This window comes from Enterobacter sp. LM3 (assembly GCF_046622475.1).
In the GTDB taxonomy this organism is placed as follows: domain Bacteria; phylum Pseudomonadota; class Gammaproteobacteria; order Enterobacterales; family Enterobacteriaceae; genus Enterobacter; species Enterobacter cloacae_P.
This window is the reverse complement of sequence record NZ_JBJURN010000006.1, coordinates 122,865-142,148: the sequence shown is the minus strand read 5'-3', so window position 1 is coordinate 142,148 and position 19,284 is coordinate 122,865. Positions and strand designations below refer to the sequence as shown.

Here is a 19,284-nt window from a genome sequence, read left to right as displayed (position 1 = left end):
ACTTAGAATAGCATCCTGTGCCGGTTGTTTTTGTTACATTAATGTAACCTTCTGATTTTGCTTAGGGGAAACGTTCCCAAAGCGCTTGCCGTGACAGAAACTGCACTGTAACATTTGCAATCTGTATTTATGGATAAATTACAAACACGAATCATGACGTCAATTATTAATAGAATCATTGAATTAGCGGGATGGATTGTTCTTGGGGTTTCGGTCATTTTGCTCGGCGTTGCCAGTCATATCGATAACTACCAGCCGCCGGAGCCTGTCACTGTCGCGCAACCGAAGTAGCCCGGGCTGCAATAAAGAGTGACATAATATGTCAGTTACTTATTGCCAGTCGTGTTGAACACGGTTAACCTTCTCTTCCAGGCATCAGTCGATGCCTGAATCTTTCAGCAAAGAAAACTCCTAATTTCGTCGCGTTACCTGAGTGGGCTGTTTACGTCTTTATTAATCCGTTTATTATTCGAACGAATTACCTTTAATGGTATTACTCACTTTTATATGGAAACTTATTAACATGACAGTTCAGGACTATTTATTAAAATTTCGCAAGATCAATTCCCTTGAGAGCCTGGAAAAACTGTTTGACCATCTGAACTACACGCTGTCGGATAATCAGGACATCATTAATATGTATCGCGCCGCTGACCATCGCCGTGCGGAGCTTGTCTCTGGTGGCCGTTTGTTCAACGTCGGTGAAGTGCCTAAATCTGTATGGCGTTACGTTTTATAAGAAAGTAGCCATCCGCGCGAAATGTTATATACTCTCCGCCCTGCAAACTGGCTGTACAACATTTCGCGCAGACTTATGGGAGAGTTCATGACCGCAACGCCTGGAGAAAGAATTGGAGGCTGGTTAATCGCCCCACTGGCATGGCTGCTGGTTGCTTTATTAAGCGCCTCACTTGCGCTGTTGCTTTACACTACAGCACTGATTACACCTCATGCAATCCAGACCCTGATGTCGCAAAGCGTGCTTAATATTGCGATGTGGTTTGTGTCTTTCGTTTTCGCGATCGCCATGTGGTACTACACGCTGTGGCTCACCATTGCGTTCTTTAAGCGCCGCAAGAGTGTACCGAAACACTACATTATCTGGCTGCTCATTTCGGTGCTGCTGGCGGTAAAGGCGTTTGCTTTTTCACCTGTTTCCGACGCTCTGGCCGTTCGTCAGCTGCTCTTCCCGCTGCTGGCGGCTGCGCTGCTGGTGCCTTACTTCAAGCGTTCGACGCGGGTGAAAAAAACCTTCGTCAACCCGTAATAACCTTACAGTTAACCTGTTGTCGCCTGTTGTGGTTTATCCGATAATAGGCGGCTTTTTTATTTCAGGCTGAATAATGACCGATTACTTACTGCTCTTTGTCGGGACTGTGCTGGTTAACAACTTCGTTCTGGTGAAGTTTCTTGGCCTGTGCCCGTTTATGGGAGTTTCCAAAAAGCTGGAAACTGCAATGGGCATGGGGCTGGCGACAACCTTCGTCATGACGCTGGCCTCTGTCTGCGCGTGGTGGATTGATACCTGGATCCTCATCCCACTGGGGTTAACCTATCTCCGCACGCTGGCTTTTATCCTGGTTATCGCGGTTGTTGTGCAATTTACCGAAATGGTGGTGCGCAAAACCAGCCCTGCGCTGTATCGCCTGCTGGGCATCTTTTTGCCGCTGATCACCACCAACTGCGCCGTACTTGGCGTGGCACTGCTGAACATCAACCTCGGGCATAACTTCATGCAATCGGCGCTGTATGGCTTCTCTGCCGCCGTCGGTTTCTCGCTGGTGATGGTGCTGTTTGCCTCTATTCGTGAACGCCTGGCGGCTGCGGACATCCCTGCGCCCTTTCGCGGGAATGCGATTGCACTGGTGACCGCAGGTTTAATGTCTTTGGCCTTTATGGGCTTTAGTGGGCTGGTGAAGTTGTAATGAATGCTATCTGGATTGCCATCGCCTCCATCAGCGTCCTGGGGTTGATGTTTGGCCTGATTCTGGGTTACGCCTCCCGTCGGTTTGCGGTCGAGGACGATCCGGTTGTAGAAAAAATTGATGAGCTCCTGCCGCAAAGCCAGTGTGGGCAATGTGGTTACCCTGGCTGTCGCCCCTATGCAGAAGCCGTCGGTATTCAGGGTGAGAAAATCAACCGCTGTGCGCCAGGTGGCGAAGCGGTGATGCTGAAAATAGCGGCCCTGCTTAACGTTGATCCGCAGCCTGTTGATGGTGATGCGGAGGTACAGGAGCCGGTTCGGGCCCTTGCCGTGATCGACGAAGCAAACTGTATTGGCTGTACCAAATGTATTCAGGCCTGCCCTGTCGACGCCATTGTTGGCGCAACCCGCGCCATGCATACCGTAGTGGCAGATCTGTGCACCGGCTGTAATCTCTGCGTGGCCCCCTGCCCGACACAGTGCATAGAATTGCGTCCGGTCGAAACGACTACCGAAAGCTGGAAGTGGGATCTTCAAACCATTCCGGTTCGCATCATTCCTGTGGAACAACATGCTTAAGTTATTTTCTGCGTTCAGAAAAGAGAAGATTTGGGACTTTGACGGCGGTATTCATCCGCCAGAGATGAAAACCCAGTCCAACGGTACGCCGCTGCGTCAAATTCCGCTGGCCACCCGTTACGTCATGCCGCTGAAACAACATATCGGCGCGGAAGGTGAACTGTGCGTAAAAGAAGGTGACATTGTCCTTCGCGGCCAGCCGCTGACCTTTGGTCGCGGACGTATGCTGCCGATACACGCCCCAACGTCCGGCAAAGTGGTGTCGATTGCGCCCCATACCGTTGCCCACCCTTCTGCACTGTCTGAACTGAGCGTCGTTATTGAAGCCGACGGTGAAGATCGCTGGATAGACCGTGACGGCTGGAGCGACTACCGCACCCAGAGTCGTGAAGCACTTATCGAACGCATTCATCAGTTCGGCGTTGCCGGTCTGGGTGGTGCAGGGTTCCCGACGGGCACCAAACTGCGCGGCGGCGGCGATAAAATTCAGACGCTGATCATCAATGCCGCCGAGTGCGAGCCATATATCACCGCCGATGACCGTCTGATGCAGGACTGTGCTGCACAGGTGGTGGAAGGTATCCGTATCCTCGCGCACATCCTGCAGCCGCGCGACGTGCTGATTGGTATTGAAGATAACAAACCGCAGGCCATTTCCATGCTGCGCGCAGTACTGGCAGGCTGTCATGATATCAGCCTGCGCGTTATCCCGACTAAATACCCGTCAGGTGGCGCGAAACAGCTGACACAAATTTTGACCGGTAAACAGGTTCCGCACGGCGGACGCTCCTCCGATATTGGCGTGCTGATGCAAAACGTCGGTACCGCCTATGCCGTGAAGCGTGCAGTGATTGACGGTGAACCGCTGACCGAGCGCGTGGTGACGCTGACCGGGGAGTCAGTTTCCCGGCCTGGCAACGTCTGGGCGCGTCTGGGTACGCCAGTGCGTCATCTTCTGGATCAGGCCGGGTTCTGCCCTGGCAGTGACCAGATGGTGATTATGGGGGGCCCTCTGATGGGCTTTACCCTGCCGTGGCTGGATGTCCCGGTCGTGAAGATCACCAACTGCCTGCTCGCCCCTTCCCCGACGGAAATGGGCGAAGAGCAGGAAGAGAAAGGCTGTATTCGTTGTAGCGCCTGCGCCGACGCCTGCCCGGCGGATCTGCTCCCGCAGCAGTTGTACTGGTACAGCAAAGGTCAGCTGCACGATAAAGCTAAAGCACACAACCTTGCCGACTGTATAGAATGCGGTGCCTGCGCCTGGGTGTGTCCAAGCAACATCCCGCTGGTGCAATATTTCCGTCAGGAGAAGGCTGAAATTTATGCCATCTCCCAGGAAGAGAAACGCGCTGCCGACGCAAAAGCCCGTTTTGAAGCCCGTCAGGCACGACTCGAACGCGAGAAAATGGCCCGTCAGGAGCGCCATAAGCAGGCAGCCGTCCAGCCTGGAGAGAAAGATCAGGATGCGATAAACGCCGCGCTGGCTCGCGTGCGGGAGAAAAAAGCTACCGCCGCACAAACCGTGGTGATCCCGGCAGGCGAGAAACCGGATAACAGCGAAGCTATTGCCGCCCGTGAAGCGCGTAAGGCCGCAGCACGCGCACGTCAGGCAGAGAAAGCACAAGACGTACAGCCGGAAGTGAACGCCGATCCGCGTAAAGCTGCCGTTGAAGCGGCTATTGCTCGCGCCAAAGCGCGTAAAGCCGGACAGCAGGACGTGGTTGTTGAGCCTGAACAGGTTGACCCACGTAAGGCTGCAGTGGAAGCGGCTATCGCCCGCGCCAAAGCGCGTAAAGCCGCGCAGCTGGAGCAAACCACGGAGTCAGACGCGCCGGTTGATCCGCGCAAAGCTGCCGTTGAAGCAGCGATTGCCCGGGCCAAAGCACGCAAAGCGGCACAGCAGGAAGAACAGCCCCTGACCGCAAATGACGATCCACGCAAAGCCGCCGTCGCTGCCGCGATTGCGCGCGTTCAGGCGAAGAAAGCCGCACAGCAAGCAGTTAACGAGGATTAAATGGTTTTCAGAATCGCAAGTTCCCCCTACACCCATAACCAGCGTCAGACGTCCCGGATTATGATGCTGGTCTGTCTGGCCGCACTGCCGGGCATCGCCGTACAGTGCTGGTTTTTCGGCTGGGGAACCCTTTTCCAGTTAGTCCTGGGTTGCGCCAGTGCGTTAACGGCTGAAGCGCTGGTGCTGAAGCTGCGTAAGATGGATGTCTCCCGTATTCTGAGCGACAACTCCGCGCTGTTAACCGGCCTGCTACTGGCTATCAGTATTCCACCGTTTGCTCCGTGGTGGATGGTGGTTCTCGGTACCGTGTTCGCAGTGATCATTGCCAAACAACTCTATGGCGGGCTGGGCCATAACCCGTTTAACCCGGCGATGATCGGTTACGTGGTTCTGCTGATCTCCTTCCCGGTACAGATGACCAGCTGGTTGCCGCCGCACGAAATAGCAGCCACAGTGCCAGGTTTTATGGATGCCCTGCAGATGATCTTTACCAGCCATACGGCATCCGGTGCCGATATGAACACGCTGCGTATGGGTGTGGACGGTATCAGCCAGGCCACCCCACTTGATACCTTTAAAACCTCCCTGCATGCCGGGCACAGCGTTGAGCAGATCATGAAATCGGCGATTTACAGCGGTGTGCTGGCAGGTGCTGGCTGGCAGTGGGTCAACCTGGCGTATCTGCTGGGTGGCGTGTTCCTGCTGCAACAAAAAGCGATTCGCTGGCATATTCCGGTCAGTTTCCTTGTGACGCTGGCAGTCTGTTCCACGCTGGGCTGGGTGTTTTCTCCTGAGTCACTTGCCAGCCCGCAGATGCATCTGCTCTCCGGCGCGACCATGCTGGGTGCGTTCTTTATCCTGACCGACCCGGTCACAGCGTCTACCACCAATCGCGGTCGCCTGATTTTCGGCGCGCTCGCCGGGCTGCTGGTGTGGCTTATTCGTAGCTTTGGCGGCTACCCGGACGGTGTTGCCTTCGCCGTCCTGCTTGCCAACATCACCGTTCCGCTCATTGACTACTACACGCGTCCGCGTGTGTATGGTCATCGTTAAGGGTTTCGCTATGCTGAAAACAATGCAAAAACATGGCGTCACGCTGGCCATTTTCGCCGCCGTCCTGACAGGGCTGACGGCGCTGGTAAACGCACTGACCAAAACGACCATTGATGAACAGGCAGCGAAGCAGCAAAAAGCGTTGTTCGATCAGGTGATCCCGTCTGACGTCTACGATAATGACCTGCAGAAAAGCTGTTTCGTGGTGCAGGCACCGCAGTTAGGCAAAGGCACACATCGCGTCTTTATTGCCCGCAAAGGGGATAAGGCCGTGGGCGCGGTCATGGAAGCGACGGCCCCCGACGGGTATTCCGGTGCCATTCAACTGCTCGTTGGCAGCGATTTTTCCGGTACCGTGCTGGGTACCCGCGTGACGGCACATCATGAAACGCCAGGGCTGGGAGATAAAATCGAACTGCGTCTGAGCGACTGGATTTTGCATTTTGCCGGTAAAGTGATCCACGGTGAGACAGACACGGCTTTCGCCGTGAAGAAAGATGGCGGCGAATTCGACCAGTTCACGGGCGCAACCATTACCCCGCGCGCCGTCGTCAATGCCGTAAAACGAGCCGGGTTGTATGCAGAAACACTGCCCGCGCAAATTAATAATCTTCCGGCCTGTGAGGAGTAGTCATGAGCCAGGTTAAAGAGGTTATCGTCCAGGGGCTGTGGAAAAACAACTCCGCACTGGTGCAATTGCTGGGGATGTGCCCGCTGCTGGCAGTGACATCCACCGCCACCAACGCGCTTGGCCTGGGGCTGGCGACAACGCTGGTGCTGACCCTGACCAACCTGTCCATCTCCGCGCTGCGCCGCTGGACACCGTCGGAAATCCGCATTCCGATTTACGTGATGATCATCGCTTCGGTGGTGAGTATCGTTCAGATGCTGATTAACGCCTATGCTTTTGGTCTGTACCAGTCTCTGGGGATTTTTATTCCGCTTATCGTGACCAACTGTATTGTGGTCGGACGCGCTGAAGCCTTTGCGGTGAAGAACAGCCCGGCAATGTCAGCCCTGGATGGTTTTTCCATCGGCATGGGTGCGACCTGCGCAATGTTTGTTCTGGGATCTCTGCGTGAAATTCTGGGCAACGGAACGCTGTTTGACGGTGCCGATGCGCTGCTGGGCGGCTGGGCAAAAGCGTTGCGTATCGAGGTGTTCCATACGGATACACCATTCCTGCTGGCGATGTTACCGCCGGGCGCTTTTATTGGCCTCGGCATGATGCTGGCGGTAAAATATCTGATTGATGAGAAACGTAAACGCCGTGCTGCCGAGCGCAGCGTACAGGAAGGGATACCCGAGAAGGCCTCATGAATAAAGAAAAACGCATCGCGATCCTGACCCGTCTGCGGGACGAGAACCCACATCCGACGACGGAGCTGAATTTTAACTCGCCGTTTGAGCTATTGATCGCCGTGTTGCTTTCGGCGCAGGCCACTGACGTGAGCGTCAATAAAGCGACTGCCCTGCTCTATCCGGTAGCCAACACGCCAAAGGCGATGCTGGAGCTTGGTGTAGATGGCGTGAAGTCGTATATCAAAACCATCGGCCTGTTTAACAGCAAAGCGGAAAACGTCATCAAGACCTGCCGGATTTTGCTTGAACAGCACGGCGGTGAAGTACCGGAAGATCGTGCTGCGCTGGAGGCGTTACCTGGCGTTGGGCGTAAAACAGCTAACGTGGTGTTGAACACTGCGTTTGGCTGGCCAACTATCGCCGTTGACACCCATATTTTCCGCGTATCCAACCGCACTCGCTTCGCACCGGGTAAGAACGTAGAACAGGTTGAAGAGAAACTGTTAAAAGTGGTTCCCGCCGAATTTAAGGTCGATTGCCATCACTGGTTGATTCTGCATGGCCGTTATACCTGCATTGCGCGCAAGCCTCGCTGCGGCTCCTGTATCATTGAAGATCTCTGCGAATACGATAGCAAAGAATCATTGTAAGGGTTGCAGGCGGCAGTGACGTCAGAATGCCCCGGCAGATGATGCTGTCGGGGCATGACGTTCTGTCTGGCTTCCTACTTTTTCCGCGTGTCAATGAAACGCATAATCACCACATAGAAAACGGGCACAAAGAAAACGGCGAGTAAAGTACCACTTATCATACCGCCGAAAACGCCCGTACCAATTGCGTGCTGCGTACTGTCGCTTGCTCCGCTGGCGAACATCAGTGGCACGACCCCCAGCGTAAAAGCAAGTGACGTCATGAGTATCGGCCTTAAGCGTTGCTTCGACGCAGCTAAAGTTGCCTGTATCAACGTGTGACCCTGAGCCCGTAACTGCCTCGCAAACTCTATAATCAGAATCGCATTTTTGGCAGACAGCCCTATCAGGGTTATCAGCCCCACTTTGAAAAAGACATCGTTCGTCATATTCGCAATGGTCACAGCCAGAACCGCGCCGAGGAGCCCCAGCGGAACAACCAGCATAACCGCAAACGGAATAGACCAGCTTTCATACAGTGCCGCCAAAACCATAAACACCACTAAAATCGACAGGACAATGAGCCCCGGGAGTTGAGATGCAGACTCTTTTTCCTGTAATGAGCTGCCCGCCCATTCTCCTGCAAAGCCTGCGGGTAAACGCCCTGCCAGCGTTTCCATCTCTGCCATCGCAGTACCACTGGATCCCCCCGGAGCCGCGCTGCCGGTGATGCGTATAGCAGGATACCCCTGATAACGATTTAACTGCTGTGGTGCGACGGCCCAGGATTGGGTCACAAATGTCGACAAGGGTACCATTTGCCCCAAGCGGTTTTTTACCGGGATGTTCAGTAACTGCTCAGGCTGCATGCGGTAAGGTGCATCGGCCTGTACAATAACCTGCTGAACCCGGCCATTATTTGTGTAGTCATTGACGTAATTTGAGCCTGTTGTGACGGAAAGCGTTTGATTAATCTCTTCAAACGACACGCTCATGGCTTCCGCCTTTTCCCTGTCCACATTAAGGGCCAGACGGGTTCCCTCCGGAAGCCCATCAATATAAACATCCGTCAATTGTGAACTCTGGTTGGCATGCCGCACGAGCTCATCCGCTGCATTTTTTAATGCCTGATACCCCTTCCCCCCTCTGTCCTGCAGGTAATAGGTAAATCCGGATGAGGTCCCCATATCGGAAATTGCCGGTGGAAGCAGGCTCATTGTGACCGCATCAGGAACAGCTTCCATTCTGGACTGGATATGGTCGGCTTCATCCTGCGCGGTGGCTCCCTTACGGTATTTCCAGTCTTTCAGCGTGGTGAAGGACATTGCCGAATTCGGCCCTGAACCTGAAAACCCAAATCCGAGGATCATGATGTTGCTTTCAATTGCCTGCCGTGACGCAATTTCATCTTCAAATGTTTTCACCACCTTCAGGGTACGCTGCATCGTGGCGTCTGCAGGCAGCTGGATAGAAGACATAAAGTAGCCTTGATCTTCGTCTGGCAGAAACGAAGAAGGTAACGAGGATAACCCGACAAACAAGGCACTACATAATGCAGCATACAGCAGCATCATGCGCCCGGTCCGCTTCAGAACACCGCCCAGACCGGACTCATAAAAGGACGTGAGCGTGTGGAAACGTGCGTTAAACCACAACGAAAACGCATTGCCTCTGTTCTTCTGGCCAGGCGGATGGGGCTTAAGCAACGTGGCACACAGCGCAGGTGTAAGCGTTAGCGCCAGAAATGCCGATAACAAAATAGACACGGCCATAGAAATACAAAATTGCCGGTAAATGATGCCGACGGAACCGGTCGCAAAACCCATTGGAATAAATACGGCGGTGAGTACGAGCGTAATGCCTATGATTGCTGGCGTGATCTCATGCATAGCTTCCCGCGTTGCATCCCGGGGAGACAACCCTTTTTCTTCCATCAGACGTTCGACGTTCTCTACGACAACAATGGCGTCATCAACGATGATGCCAATCGCCAGCACCATACCAAACATCGTCAGAATGTTGATGGAATAACCACTTAATAGCATCACGGTAAAGGTCCCCAGAAGTGCCACCGGTGCCACAATAGCCGGGATCAGCGTGCAACGTATCTTGTGCAGAAAAAGCAGCATCACAAGGAAGACCAGCACCATCGCTTCAGCAAAAGTCTGCATGACTTTCAGAATTGAAAGCTTCACAAAGGGAGCGGTATCAAAGGGAACCGTAAACGCCATCCCTTCAGGAAGGACACCTGAAAGCTCGCTAATCCGTTCGCGAATTCCCGATGCCGTGCTTATCGCATTTGCGCCAGGCGAAAGCTGGATAGCGGCTGCCGTGGCAGGTACCCCCTTCTCGCGGATGCCGAAAGCATAACTTTGCAGCCCGGACTCAACGCGAGCGATATCGGACAACTTCAGACGTGCGCCTGTCGTCTCTGACTTAATGGTGATATTGCGAAAAGCATCCACAGAGGAGAGCTGCCCCATCACCGTAATCGGATACATCACCCCCTGCCCGGGTACTGCAGGCTCATCGCCCGTTCTGCCAGGTGAAACGATCATGTTTTGCTGGGCAACGGCAGTCAGTACGTCGGTGACAGAAAGGCCAAAACTGTGCAGTTTCATTGGATCCAGCCATATCCGCAGGGCTTTTTCACCGCCAAACAACTGAACTTTTCCCACGCCTGGCACCCGCCGAAGCTCATCGCTCACGTTTCTGGCAAAATAGTCGCTCAAATCTGCTTCCTGGTACTCTCCTGTGCTGGAGGTTAACCCCACCATCATCAGAAACCCGGAATTTGCCGCCTCAACGTTAATACCGTTTTGACGAACTGCCTGAGGTAGACGGGGCTCCACAATTTTTATCTGGTTTTGCAGATCCATCTGAGCAAGTTTAATGTCTGTGCCAGGCCTGAACGTGACCGTAATAGAAGCTGTACCGCTGGTATCGCTGGAGGATTCAAAATAAAGCAAATTATCCACGCCAGAAATTTCACGTTCGATGAGTGAAACGACGGATGTGTTCATGACGTCAGGACTGACGCCAGGGTAACTGACCGAAATAATGATACCAGGCGGCGCGACTGCCGGATACTGAGCGACGGGTAAACGCGGTATAGACAATATTCCAGTCAGAACGATGAACAGCGCCACTACCCAGGCGAAAACAGGACGTTCAATAAAAAATTGTGGCATTAAATATACTTCCAGTCAGCTAACATAACGTTCAGGTAAGTCAGAATGCTCCACCCGATAAACGTCTATCGTCGTCGGTTGTTACCCGTTTACCGGGATCCCGGAGTGGCAAAATTTTTGTAAGCAGCTGCGGAATGTCATCCAGATAAAGCGACATTCAGCATGTGTTGAGTCTACGGTGTACATGTTTAGAGTGTATGGGGGGTTTATGGAGGAAATGTTGAGCCAGGCTCAGAGATCTTGCGCCCCCCTATTTAGATAAATATGTAATATCTGAATTTGTGTTACACATGCATTCAAATCATTCTCATGATCAGATATAAAGGTGAGCCAATAAAAAAGATCAACAAAAAACATTCATAGTAAAAGACCAGATCGTCTATATCTGGCGGAACATTCAGCAGCGTGGTGAAGATAAGGATAAGGTAAGCAAAAATCACCACCAAACCAAAAGTCAAAATACATAACTCCTTAAGCGCCCCTGATTTTTTTTGCGAAATGAGTAACAGAACTGACATTGATATGCAGCCATAAATCAACGGTGACGAGAGGATGGTCGACGCCACTTGCTCTTCTTCATTGTGCATCAGAACCAGCCAAAGATAGAGCAACCCCCAGGACATTAACAGGAATACAAATGAGATGCTGATTTTTCTGGATACTGCATATTTTTTAATGTTCATACTCATTAGCGTCGAAATTTAATTAATGTGGCAAGTCATGGACAGGTTCTTTTTCCAGAAGTTCATTTGTTCACAGAATATATCCTTTCCATCTATACCTGAATGCACGCCCTGCACACTATTACACTACTGTGTTGAGTATTTATTTCCGTAATGTGGAGCCAATGTGGAGATACCATTCTAAATGACCTTTATCACTTACCTGATACAACAATGGAAATTTTCACTATAACTGCAACTTTTACATAAAAGGAGGGTCTGAATGCTTCATACAGACCTGACAGGTCAAACAATGGGCGTTAATTTGCTTTTGGTATCAAATTTTTCAGCCATATACTCAGATAAGACATAGCATATATTATCCGTACAACAGGAGATAAAATGAACAAAAACAACCTAATCCTGGTTGCCGAAGATGATGATGAAATAGCCGATATCCTGATGAGCTATTTACAACGTGCGGGAATGAAGACGCTCAGGGCGGCGGATGGCGAGCTGGCAATAAGCCTTAGTCGCCTTAATAAACCCGATCTTATCTTGCTGGACATCCACCTGCCCGTGTTTGATGGCTGGAGTGTCCTGACAACGTTGCGTAAAGAAAGTAATGTTCCCGTCATTATGGTCACCGCGCTTGATCAGGATGTGGATAAACTCATGGGCTTACGGCTTGGTGCTGATGATTATGTTATCAAACCCTTTAATCCTTCCGAGGTGGTTGCGAGGGTTGAAGCGGTGCTGCGCCGAACAAAACCCAACGCACAGCAGGCTGGTGCCAGACCACTCAGAACGCCATTTATTACCATCTACCCTGATGATTTCTATATTGAGATCACCGTCGGGAGTGACGTTGTTACCCCGGTACTGACAACAACCGAATTTAAGCTCCTGACTTATCTGGCCAGAAACCCGAGAAAAGTGTGTTCCCGTGAAGAATTACTTAACGCCTGCCTGCCTGAAGGCGACACGCTTGACCGAACGGTAGACAGCCACATGAGTAAACTGCGTAAAAAACTTGAACACGCAGGCCTTAAAGGGGTTCCAGAAAGTATAAGGGGGATGGGTTACCGGTTGGGTGAGAATAAATGAGAAAAGAGCCTATTCTGAGCCGTCAAATATTGACGTACATGCTATCGCTAACGTTCATCATCATTATTATCTCCATCGTGGGAACCTATTTATTTTATACCTTTTTAATAGATTACATTCCGGGAGGTCTGGCATCCGGAGAAGAAGACAAGATGACCTTGCTGGACTGGTCATGGATAATCATCGCGACAACAACCAGTCTGATGATTTCCCTCTTTTTCACATTGAAATTGTCAGCAAGAATACTGACTCCGCTAAACGCTGTAGCCTATAGCCTGAAACGCATTTCACAAGGGGATCTTGATGCCAGGGCGTATTGTGCTACGTCGCAGTTGGGGGAGATAAATAACCTTGTTAATGATTTCAACGAAATGGCCGAAAAGTTGCAAACGCTGGAGGCCCAGAGACAGTCGTGGAATGCGGCTATTGCCCATGAACTCAGAACACCCGTGACGATTCTGCGGGGACGGCTTCAGGGGCTGGTAGACGGTGTTTTTGAACCGGACGCGGCTTTGTTCAAAAATCTGCTCAAGCAAACCGAAGGGTTAACCCATCTGATTGAAGATCTCAGGGTTGTTAGCTCTTCCGGAGGAGCAGGTTATACATTATCACCCTGTGAAGTTGATCTTCAGGAAACGATAACAAGTGCGCTTGATGCCTTCGCGATGGAATTTAAAAGCAATCATTTCAATATTATAACTGAACTCAGACACCAGCACTGCGTCTGCGATCCCTTGCGCATTATTCAGTGCCTGACCGTACTCTTTGATAATGCCTTACACTATTCAACATCGAAGACACTCGTCGTGAGAAATGGCGTTACTGATAAAGAAAACTACATTCTGATTGAGGATAAGGGCCCCGGCATTCCCCAACCATTTCAGAAATTTTTGTTCCAGCCCTTTCAGCGTGGAGAAGGCGCACGAGAAGCCAATCCCGAAGGGTGCGGGCTTGGGTTATCGGTGGTCAGAGCTATCATGTTAGCCCACAGTGGTGATGCAAGTTACAGGCTAACGCAGCAGAATCACTCAGTATTCAGGCTGTCATGGCCAGTGACTAAGTAACGTCAGCGACATCATGAAACAGGCTCATGCGAGCCTGTTTTCTACTGGCGTTAAGTGCCACATCTCCCCGAGTCTGGCATCCCACTCTGACGGTGTTATTTTAAGCTTCCCGCGTTTTGGGCTTAATGTAATTTCACTGAAGTAGATTTCATCTTTGTTTAGCATAAGATCAACACGACAATAGTCTATTCCCTTTGCTAACTCCTGTGATGCAGCAATGGCATGACGAAATGATTCAGACTCCTGAATCATATGTGGTGTATTCGGGTATTCCATCTGGAATGGTTGCAATCGCCAGGACCTATCATAAACATTGATAAAACCTTTCCCACTATCATCGGTGAAATCTGCCTCAACGAAGCAGGCAACACCGTGAAAACAATGCACCCGCAGCATTTCAGGAGTATTGTTCCTGTCCTGACCCGAAAACAAATCTATGTACTCTTCGCAGAGAATGACTGGCTTGATATTCTTATATTGCCACTCCCTCGTGGTGTAATACATATTTCGTTTTAACGCAAATTTAAGCCTGTTCGCCGCTTTTGTGGTGTTAAATCCGTCCCGACTTGTGCAAATGACGGTGCTCCCGCAGTCATGATTACACTTCAGAACAAACTTCTCAGGTAACACGCTAAAATCGATATCTTCTGCTTTATTATAGATACCAATCAGAGGTACCGTTTTAATTTTTTGCGTTCTGGCGTGAACATACTCCCGAACCGCAAGCTTATCAGCAAGAAACGTATATAACGTGTTATGGTCAAATATCAGTCTGTGACATAGCTTTTCGTTCAGCGTTACAGGCTGCCTTAAGTTTGAAAGTTTACCTGATGATTTATAAAGTCTGGTTGTATGGAAGTGCAAGTCTGTTGTGAAAAAAGACCGCCATTTCCTGAGCAAATATTCAGCATATTTTAAATGACCGTTAAGTTTGTTCATTGTTCCTCCTGGGCACAATGAATATTTTGCTAGCGGATGATTGATTTATATTGTGCAAATTATGGAGAGGATATGGAGCAGGCCCTGCCATGGATATATTTTTTGCCGTTATTGACATAAGAGGCATACGTCAATTAGCATCCGATAAGGACGTTGCATAAAAATGAAGGCCGTAACATCGCTGTAATCGGTCTGAAGTAAGATATGCGCTGTCGCTATTTCGATAATAAAATAAGCAACCGTTCCATTCCAGGATAATTCGGCACTCTGTATGATATCCGGTATTGTCACAGAAGCGTCATTTTGGGTTGCTAAATAATAACTACGTCTGTACCAGACGATCAGATATAGCGCATCTGCTGAAGAGGATCGCTCCTCTTTCTGGACTGCATGGCCTTCAACACTTTTCAGGATAATTACAAATGCAATGGCGCAACACCGCAACCCACTTTGGCGTGCTCGCTAAATTCTTCCACTGGACCACTGCTGCCGCGTTTATCGCCGCTTACATCGTCGTCTATTATGTCATCTGGTTCATGGACGACACTTCGCAGGGATCCTGGCCAGTACTCAATATTCATTGGGTACTGGGTTTACTGGTGGGCTTCCTGGTGCTTCCGCGCTTGCTGTGGCGGTTGCTGAACGTACAGCCTGAAGAAGTGCCCGGCTCCAGCCTTGAACACACGCTTGCGAGCGTCGCGCATTGGGGTCTGTACGGACTGCTGGTTATGATGCCGCTGACCGGATACCTCGGTACCGGGGCCCCCACGAATTTCGGGCTATTCAGCGTAACCGGCTTCAACGAAACCCGGCTGTTCGGGTGGATAAGCAGCACCTGGGGTTTGAGCTTTGAAGCATTTGAGGTGCCCATTGATGCAGTGCATCACTTTTTAGGTAAATGGGTGGCGTGGGTCGTGGTGGGTCTGCATATAGCCGCTGCACTTTTCCATCACTGGGTGCGTCGTGACGACGTGCTGACACGTATGTTGCCTTAGTCGATGGGCTGAAAATATTCGATGGCGTACTGAGCTATCACTGCTGGCATTCAGACAGGAATGCTGATTGCCAGCCAAAAAATCTCTACCGCTTAATATTCGTTTTCGTAACCCCTCTTCCTGTCAATTACCCGGTCATTTAGCACTCAAACAGGTTAATTGTTTTTTCATCACCCAAAATTTCTATACATCTGTGATCGAGATCACTCTGATAACGTCATGTTGGATTTTTGTTGTTAAAACCGCCGCAACCCCTTAGCCAGACAAGATTTAACCGCCCATCAGCAACATATAAGACCAGTCATTTTTCAGATTATAGGCTATATCACTGCCGTAAAGGTCAAATAGCAGAACATATTGCCGAAAGGGGGCCTTCAGGGGTTTTTGGCAGTGAAAAAAACCACCAATGCTCAACCATCAAAATTTAACGCTGAATAACATTTGTATGACCCGATGATTATACCGCCCCAGTTATATGTAACAGAGTATTACAAACGTATTGCCAGACGGGTCAGGATAGTGAACATTACCCGCCGTTTCCCCTCCCAATATAACTATAAGGCGGATGGACTACGGCCATCACGCTATGAACACCCCCGTTAATATGGGATGTAAAAAAAGAGGTATATGTGTCTACTGCAAACAATAAACCAACAGATGAAAGCGTGAGTCTTAACGCTTTTAAACAACCAAAAGCGTTCTATCTCATCTTCTCTATCGAGTTATGGGAGCGTTTTGGTTATTACGGCCTGCAAGGGATCATGGCGGTTTACCTGGTCAAACAACTGGGTATGTCCGAAGCGGATTCCATCACGCTGTTCTCTTCTTTCAGTGCCCTCGTGTACGGTCTGGTCGCAATTGGCGGCTGGCTGGGTGATAAAGTCCTCGGTACCAAACGTGTGATTATGCTGGGCGCTATCGTTCTGGCCATTGGTTACGCGCTGGTTGCATGGTCTGGCCACGATGCCGCTGTCGTCTATATGGGTATGGCGACCATCGCAGTAGGTAACGGTCTGTTCAAAGCGAACCCGTCTTCCCTGCTCTCTACCTGCTACAGCAAAGATGACCCACGTCTGGACGGTGCATTCACGATGTACTACATGTCCGTGAACATCGGTTCCTTCTTCTCTATGCTGGCAACACCGTGGCTGGCAGCAAAATTCGGCTGGAGCGTTGCGTTCTCTCTGTCCGTTGTCGGTATGCTGATCACCGTAGTGAACTTTGCCTTCTGCAAACGCTGGGTTAAAAACTACGGTTCAAAACCAGACTTCGAGCCAGTGCATATGGGCAAACTGCTGGCAACCATCGTTGGCGTGGTGATCCTCGCAACGATCGCAACCTGGCTGCTGCATAACCAGGGCGTTGCGCGTGCCGTTCTGGGTCTGGTTGCTCTGGGTATTGTGTGCATCTTCGCGAAAGAAGCCTTCGCCATGCAGGGTGCTGCACGTCGTAAGATGATTGTGGCGTTCATCCTGATGCTGGAAGCGGTTATCTTCTTCGTACTGTACAGCCAGATGCCAACGTCTCTGAACTTCTTCGCCATCCGTAACGTAGAGCACTCCATCCTGGGTATCGCGTTCGAGCCGGAGCAGTATCAGGCGCTGAACCCGTTCTGGATCATGATTGGTAGCCCAATTCTGGCTGCTATCTACAACAAGATGGGCGACCGTCTGCCAATGCCACACAAGTTTGCTATCGGCATGGTACTGTGCTCTGGTGCATTCCTGGTGCTGCCACTGGGCGCGAAATTTGCGACCGACGCAGGTATCGTCTCCGTGAACTGGCTGATCCTGAGCTACGCGCTGCAGTCTATCGGTGAGCTGATGATCTCTGGTCTGGGTCTGGCAATGGTTGCACAGCTGGTTCCACAGCGTCTGATGGGCTTCATCATGGGTAGCTGGTTCCTGACCACTGCAGGTGCAGCCATCATCGCGGGTAAAATCGCGAACCTGATGGCGGTGCCTGATAACGTGACCGACCCACTGGTTTCCCTGAATGTCTACGGTAGCGTATTCATGCAGATTGGCATTGCAACAGCGGTTATCGCCGTTCTGATGCTGCTGACAGCGCCTAAACTGAATCGTATGACCCTGGACGACGACAAAATCGCAAAAGCGACCAAAACCGCTACCGCGTAATGTCATCGGGAAACGACTGAACAGAAGCCGCTAACTTTGCGTTAGCGGCTTTTTTTTTATCCGTTCGCGCACTAACATAGCTGGAACCTCAGCAAAAAGGAGTTACCGATGAAACTGTTCTACAAACCGGGCGCGTGCTCTCTTGCTTCTCATATTACCCTGCGCGAGAGCGGCAAAGATTTCACGCTGGATGGCGTTGACCTGATGAAAAAACGCCTGGAAAACGGCGATGACTTCTTTGCTATCAACCCGAAGGGACAAGTTCCGGCCCTGCTGTTAGATGACGGTACGCTCTTGACTGAAGGCGTGGCGATCATGCAATTCCTGGCCGATAGCGTGCCTGACCGTCAACTGCTGGCACCTGTAAGCAGCATTTCCCGCTACAAGACGCTGGAGTGGCTGAACTACATTGCAACCGAGCTGCACAAAGGCTTCACGCCACTGTTCCGCCCGGATACACCAGAAGAGTTCAAGCCGACGGTGCGTGCCCAACTGGAGAAAAAGCTGCATTACATTAACGACTCGCTGAAAGACGATCAGTGGATTTGTGGTACGCGGTTCACCATTGCCGATGCCTATCTGTTTACCGTTCTGCGCTGGGCGCGGGCGGTTAAACTGAACATGGAAGGGTTAGACCATATTGCATCTTATATGGAACGTGTGGCAGCGCGCCCTGCGGTGGCTGCGGCGCTGAAAGCGGAAGGATTGAACTAAGCTGTTTGTCTTGCCGGGTGGCGCTAACGCTTACCCGGCATACAAAATGCAAACCGTTATAATTGTGTCGCGCTGAAATACTGCTCCGGCTTCGCGATACGATCCTGCGCCGCAACGACCTGTAACTCATATTCCTGTCTGCTTTTCGTCGCAACCATGATTTCGTAAACCGCCGCAGTAACATGCTCCAGCGCATCACGCAGCGTCGCTCCCTGAAGCAACTTCACCAACAGCAGGCCGCTGGTCACATCACCAACGCCAACCGGCTGACGTGCGCCAAAATCCACCAGCGGACGGCTGATATGCCAGGCTTCGTCTTTGGTCACCAGCAGCATCTCAAAACGATCCTGGCTCACTCCTGCACGCGCAAGATGTTTCACCAGCACAATCTCTGGCCCCAGGGCAATCAGCTCACGGGAAGCGCTAACCGCCTCTTCTACGCTGTTGACCGGATGCTCGCAAAGGATCTCCAGCTCGATCAGGTTTGGCGCAATAATATCGCTGGCAGGCAGCGCGTGACGAACATGGAATTCAGCCACACCGGGGGCCACAATGCAGCCTTTCTCCGGATGCCCCATCACAGGGTCGCAGAAGTATTTTGCCGCCGGGTTCGCCGCTTTCACCTGACGCACGATGCCGAGAATATGTTCTCCCTGCTCTGCCGAACCGAGGTAACCGCTCAGGACGGCGTCACAGCGTTTAAGCTGATCGATATCGGCAAGGCCTTGTACAATCTCCGTCAGATGCGAAGGCGGCATCACACAGCCGGCCCATTTACCGTATTGCGTGTGGTTTGAGAACTGTACGGTATTGAGGGGCCAGACGTTGGCCCCGAGGCGACGCATCGGGAATTCCGCAGCGCTGTTGCCAGCATGTCCAAAAACGACGTGAGACTGAATGGCGAGGATGTTCTTCATTTTTTGCTTACCAAACCCTTACAAACAAAAAGGGCGTGGTTTCCCACGCCCCTGCA

Annotated in this window: 19 protein-coding genes; 15 read left to right on the top strand and 4 right to left on the bottom strand. The window is 51.2% G+C overall.

The window, feature by feature from the left end; all coding sequences use genetic code 11:
• Positions 1–165 precede the first annotated feature (165 nt).
• From blr to nth, 10 genes are all read left to right on the top strand, one after another.
• Entirely contained in the window at positions 166–291 is a 126-nt protein-coding gene (gene blr / locus ACJ9N4_RS09585; RefSeq protein WP_168112406.1) for a division septum protein Blr, read from the top strand.
• 232 nt (positions 292–523) lie between these two features.
• Positions 524–739, top strand: coding sequence for a transcription modulator YdgT (gene ydgT, locus ACJ9N4_RS09580; RefSeq protein ID WP_013096896.1), 216 nt, complete (start codon positions 524–526; stop codon positions 737–739).
• An 87-nt stretch (positions 740–826) separates the two neighbouring features.
• Positions 827–1,267 carry a DUF2569 domain-containing protein gene (locus tag ACJ9N4_RS09575; protein WP_182271236.1) on the top strand — a complete coding sequence of 147 codons (441 nt, stop codon included), beginning with the start codon at positions 827–829 and terminating at the stop codon, positions 1,265–1,267.
• Between the two features lie 76 nt (positions 1,268–1,343).
• A complete protein-coding gene (gene rsxA, locus ACJ9N4_RS09570) occupies positions 1,344–1,925 on the top strand; it encodes an electron transport complex subunit RsxA (RefSeq protein ID WP_182271235.1) in 582 nt (193 codons plus the stop codon).
• Complete coding sequence (gene rsxB, locus ACJ9N4_RS09565) at positions 1,925–2,503, top strand: electron transport complex subunit RsxB (RefSeq protein ID WP_182271234.1); 579 nt, start codon at positions 1,925–1,927, stop codon at positions 2,501–2,503. Before rsxA ends, rsxB begins: the two co-directional genes overlap by 1 nt.
• Positions 2,496–4,517 (top strand): electron transport complex subunit RsxC, encoded by a 2,022-nt coding sequence (gene rsxC / locus ACJ9N4_RS09560; protein ID WP_182271233.1) that lies wholly within the window; start codon positions 2,496–2,498, stop codon positions 4,515–4,517. The genes rsxB and rsxC overlap by 8 nt, the downstream gene beginning before the upstream one ends.
• Positions 4,518–5,570: an electron transport complex subunit RsxD gene (rsxD, locus tag ACJ9N4_RS09555; RefSeq protein ID WP_182271232.1), complete on the top strand. Its 1,053-nt coding sequence runs from the start codon at positions 4,518–4,520 to the stop codon at positions 5,568–5,570. It begins immediately after the preceding gene.
• Between the two features lie 10 nt (positions 5,571–5,580).
• On the top strand, positions 5,581–6,201 hold the full coding sequence (gene rsxG / locus ACJ9N4_RS09550) for an electron transport complex subunit RsxG (protein ID WP_182271231.1): 621 nt from the start codon (positions 5,581–5,583) through the stop codon (positions 6,199–6,201).
• Positions 6,202–6,203: 2 nt separating this feature from the next.
• The gene (locus ACJ9N4_RS09545) at positions 6,204–6,890 is read left to right on the top strand and encodes an electron transport complex subunit E (RefSeq protein ID WP_182271230.1); all 687 of its coding nucleotides are present in this window, start codon (positions 6,204–6,206) and stop codon (positions 6,888–6,890) included.
• On the top strand, positions 6,887–7,522 hold the full coding sequence (gene nth / locus ACJ9N4_RS09540; protein WP_182271229.1) for an endonuclease III: 636 nt from the start codon (positions 6,887–6,889) through the stop codon (positions 7,520–7,522). The genes ACJ9N4_RS09545 and nth overlap by 4 nt, the downstream gene beginning before the upstream one ends.
• 74 nt (positions 7,523–7,596) lie before the next feature.
• Here the strand turns inward: nth and ACJ9N4_RS09535 are convergent, their stop codons facing one another.
• Together ACJ9N4_RS09535 and ACJ9N4_RS09530 are read right to left on the bottom strand one after the other, a co-directional pair.
• Positions 7,597–10,692, bottom strand: coding sequence for a multidrug efflux RND transporter permease subunit (locus ACJ9N4_RS09535; RefSeq protein ID WP_411500426.1), 3,096 nt, complete (start codon positions 10,690–10,692; stop codon positions 7,597–7,599).
• A 296-nt stretch (positions 10,693–10,988) separates the two neighbouring features.
• The gene (locus ACJ9N4_RS09530) at positions 10,989–11,375 is read right to left on the bottom strand and encodes a transporter (protein ID WP_182918532.1); all 387 of its coding nucleotides are present in this window, start codon (positions 11,373–11,375) and stop codon (positions 10,989–10,991) included.
• Positions 11,376–11,756: 381 nt separating this feature from the next.
• Between ACJ9N4_RS09530 and ACJ9N4_RS09525 the strand changes: the two genes are divergently transcribed.
• Positions 11,757–12,461: a response regulator gene (locus ACJ9N4_RS09525; protein WP_182271227.1), complete on the top strand. Its 705-nt coding sequence runs from the start codon at positions 11,757–11,759 to the stop codon at positions 12,459–12,461.
• Positions 12,458–13,525: an ATP-binding protein gene (locus tag ACJ9N4_RS09520; protein ID WP_196391215.1), complete on the top strand. Its 1,068-nt coding sequence runs from the start codon at positions 12,458–12,460 to the stop codon at positions 13,523–13,525. The genes ACJ9N4_RS09525 and ACJ9N4_RS09520 overlap by 4 nt, the downstream gene beginning before the upstream one ends.
• Before the next feature lie 24 nt (positions 13,526–13,549).
• Here ACJ9N4_RS09520 and ACJ9N4_RS09515 read toward each other — a convergent pair whose 3' ends face one another.
• On the bottom strand, positions 13,550–14,464 hold the full coding sequence (locus tag ACJ9N4_RS09515) for an ATP-grasp fold amidoligase family protein (protein ID WP_411500425.1): 915 nt from the start codon (positions 14,462–14,464) through the stop codon (positions 13,550–13,552).
• Positions 14,465–14,886: 422 nt separating this feature from the next.
• On the opposite strand from ACJ9N4_RS09515, the gene ACJ9N4_RS09510 reads away from it, so the two are divergent.
• The 3 genes from ACJ9N4_RS09510 to gstA all read left to right on the top strand — a co-directional run bounded on the left by ACJ9N4_RS09510 (position 14,887) and on the right by gstA (position 18,311).
• Entirely contained in the window at positions 14,887–15,459 is a 573-nt protein-coding gene (locus ACJ9N4_RS09510) for a cytochrome b (RefSeq protein WP_182271224.1), read from the top strand.
• 629 nt (positions 15,460–16,088) lie between these two features.
• Positions 16,089–17,597 carry a dipeptide/tripeptide permease DtpA gene (dtpA, locus tag ACJ9N4_RS09505; protein ID WP_182271223.1) on the top strand — a complete coding sequence of 503 codons (1,509 nt, stop codon included), beginning with the start codon at positions 16,089–16,091 and terminating at the stop codon, positions 17,595–17,597.
• 108 nt (positions 17,598–17,705) lie between these two features.
• Positions 17,706–18,311, top strand: coding sequence for a glutathione transferase GstA (gene gstA, locus ACJ9N4_RS09500; RefSeq protein ID WP_182271222.1), 606 nt, complete (start codon positions 17,706–17,708; stop codon positions 18,309–18,311).
• Positions 18,312–18,367: 56 nt separating this feature from the next.
• Here the strand turns inward: gstA and pdxY are convergent, their stop codons facing one another.
• Positions 18,368–19,228 (bottom strand): pyridoxal kinase PdxY, encoded by an 861-nt coding sequence (gene pdxY, locus ACJ9N4_RS09495; protein ID WP_182271221.1) that lies wholly within the window; start codon positions 19,226–19,228, stop codon positions 18,368–18,370.
• Positions 19,229–19,284: the final 56 nt, after the last annotated feature.